This is a genomic window from Pseudorhodobacter sp. (genome assembly GCF_030452865.1).
In the GTDB taxonomy this organism is placed as follows: Bacteria; Pseudomonadota; Alphaproteobacteria; order Rhodobacterales; family Rhodobacteraceae; genus Pseudorhodobacter.
In genome coordinates, this window is record NZ_JAKDLJ010000521.1 from 1 (window position 1) to 2,085 (window position 2,085).

Consider the following 2,085-nt stretch of genomic DNA (forward strand, 5'->3'; position numbering starts at 1 on the left):
CCACGGGTTTCCTCAGGTGTCAGATCGCCCTTGATCACCCAGCCATCACTGACGAACAGGAATTTCCAGCCGCCCAGCAAGCGGCGGATGTTGAAGGGGAAGCCCACGGCATGCGGCTGGCTTGGAACGGCGGACGGCGGCAGGGTATCCATGAAGGCTTTGAGATCGGCGATGTCCTGCAATTTCATCTTGTTATAGGCATTGTAGGGGAAGGCGGGGTAGTAATGCTGGCCTTTGGGCGACACCCCGCGCGTGACCGCATTGGCGAATGCCTCAAGTGACCAGCCACCAATGCCGAATGTCGGGTCGGGGGTGATATTGGGGGCGCGGAAGGTGCCGAAATCGGAAGGGAAGGCTTGCCCGCCCGACAGCATCAGTTGCGCGTCCCCTTTGGCACCCTCGGCCATATGGCAAGACGCGCAACCGGTCGCCCAGAATACTTGTTCGCCGTGGGTCGCATCGCCGGTCAGGCTTGCCGTCGCGCTTGGGTCCAGCGGTTTTGGCGCGGTCACAAACCAGAACACGCCGCCTCCGATCACGGCAAGAATGGCTGCGGCGGTCAAAAAGCGCATCGGGTTTCCTTCCGGCAAGGACAATTCCTGACTTTGCCCGTTCGCGCGGCATCTGACAAGCGCCGCCCGGTCACAACCGGGGGAGCCGATGCCCCCGCCCGCCGCCATTCAGTGTCAACCATTCCGGCCAGCCAAAGAAATGCTCATACCCGACAAGCAGCAGACAGGCGAGGATAACGCCGAACACCAGCTTGACCCGCGCCGCCGACGGCGGATGGCGCAACCAGCGTTGCATCCGCAACAGCCAAAGGGAGTTCATTCCCCCGTATCCGTGAAGCGCACCTTGCCGATGAAGGGCAGGTTGCGGTTGCGTTGGGCGAAATCAATGCCGTAGCCGACCACGAATTCATCGGGAATCTCGAACCCGGTCCATGTCGCCTTGATGTCGACCTCACGCCGGGTCGGCTTGTCCAGCAGCACACACACTTCCATCCGCGCCGGGTTGCGCGACCGCAGCAGGTGCAGAACATGATGCAGGGTGAAGCCGGTGTCAACGATATCCTCGACCACCAGCACATCGCGCCCCGCAATTTCACCGCGCAAGTCCTTGAGGATACGCACCTCACGGCTGCTTCGCATCCCGTCGCCATAGCTTGAGGCTTCGAGAAAATCAACCTCCACCGGCAGGTCCAACTCCCGCACCAGATCGGCGATGAACACGAAGGAGCCGCGCAACAGGCCGACCACGATCAGCTTGTCGGTGCCGGCGAATCGCGTGCGGATTTCGGCGGCAAGCTCCTCGATCCGGGCCGCGATGGATTTGGCGGAGATCATCTGGTCGATGACATAAGGTCTCGTTGCCATGGTATTCCCTTGATTTCTGCTGCCTGTTTATCCAATAGCGTTAGGCAAGTCACGCCCCCAGAACACGCCAACCCCGGATCATAGCTGTCAAATGCCGCGCCATTCCGAAACCAGAAACCTGCCTTACACCGCTGCACAAATGTACAGCCTTGTTGCCGATGTGGAGGCGTATCCAGAATTCCTGCCCTGGACCTCTGCGGCGCGCATCCGGTCGCGGCACCCGATGGACGGCGGTGAGGTGCTGGAGGCGGATCTGGTGATCAGCTTCAAGGTGTTTCGCGAACGCTTCGGCAGTCGGGTGACACTTTGGCCCGAGGCGCAGAAGATCGACACCGAATACCTTGACGGACCCTTCAAATTCATGCGTTCCACTTGGGGATTTCGCGATGTGGAGCGCGGATGCGAGGTGGATTTCATGGTGGATTTCGAATTCAAGAACGCCATCCTGCAACGCATCATCGGAGTGGTGTTCAATGAGGCGATGTTGCGGGTCGTGCGCGCCTTTGAACGCCGTGCTTCGGACCTGTATGGCAAGCCCGGCACCTGACCGCGACAGGCTTCAGTTCATTTGCGCCAGCGCCGCCGCCAGCATTTTCAGCGCATGATCCACCGCGGCGCGGCGCACGAGATCGCGGCCCAAAGCGCCGAATTGAACGGTTTCGGTGATGGTGGCTTTACCGTCACAGGACAGCCCGAAACAGACCATGCC

The 2,085-nt window shown here is 60.6% G+C and carries 5 protein-coding genes; 1 reads left to right on the forward strand and 4 read right to left on the reverse strand.

The window, feature by feature from the left end:
- From L0H65_RS18920 to hpt, 3 genes are all read right to left on the reverse strand, one after another.
- A partial coding sequence (locus L0H65_RS18920) for a c-type cytochrome (protein WP_301460747.1) occupies positions 1 to 572 on the reverse strand: 572 nt, incomplete at its 3' end.
- A 70-nt stretch (positions 573 to 642) separates the two neighbouring features.
- Positions 643 to 831, reverse strand: a complete 189-nt coding sequence (locus L0H65_RS18925; protein ID WP_301460748.1) for a hypothetical protein — start codon at positions 829 to 831, stop codon at positions 643 to 645.
- Complete coding sequence (gene hpt, locus L0H65_RS18930; RefSeq protein WP_301460749.1) at positions 828 to 1,376, reverse strand: hypoxanthine phosphoribosyltransferase; 549 nt, start codon at positions 1,374 to 1,376, stop codon at positions 828 to 830. The genes L0H65_RS18925 and hpt overlap by 4 nt, the downstream gene beginning before the upstream one ends.
- A gap of 91 nt (positions 1,377 to 1,467) precedes the next feature.
- On the opposite strand from hpt, the gene L0H65_RS18935 reads away from it, so the two are divergent.
- Complete coding sequence (locus L0H65_RS18935) at positions 1,468 to 1,923, forward strand: type II toxin-antitoxin system RatA family toxin (RefSeq protein WP_301460750.1); 456 nt, start codon at positions 1,468 to 1,470, stop codon at positions 1,921 to 1,923.
- Between the two features lie 12 nt (positions 1,924 to 1,935).
- Here L0H65_RS18935 and L0H65_RS18940 read toward each other — a convergent pair whose 3' ends face one another.
- Positions 1,936 to 2,082 carry a hypothetical protein gene (locus L0H65_RS18940; RefSeq protein ID WP_301460751.1) on the reverse strand — a complete coding sequence of 49 codons (147 nt, stop codon included), beginning with the start codon at positions 2,080 to 2,082 and terminating at the stop codon, positions 1,936 to 1,938.
- Positions 2,083 to 2,085 lie beyond the last annotated feature (3 nt).

Excerpts from the sequence above, each read along its gene's own strand:
- L0H65_RS18940 (WP_301460751.1), bottom strand. The coding sequence starts at position 2,082 with ATGGTCTGTTTCGGGCTGTCCTGTGACGGTAAAGCCACCATCACCGAA.
- L0H65_RS18935 (WP_301460750.1), top strand. The coding sequence starts at position 1,468 with ATGCCGCGCCATTCCGAAACCAGAAACCTGCCTTACACCGCTGCACAA.
- L0H65_RS18925 (WP_301460748.1), bottom strand. The coding sequence starts at position 831 with ATGAACTCCCTTTGGCTGTTGCGGATGCAACGCTGGTTGCGCCATCCG.
- hpt (WP_301460749.1), bottom strand. The coding sequence starts at position 1,376 with ATGGCAACGAGACCTTATGTCATCGACCAGATGATCTCCGCCAAATCC.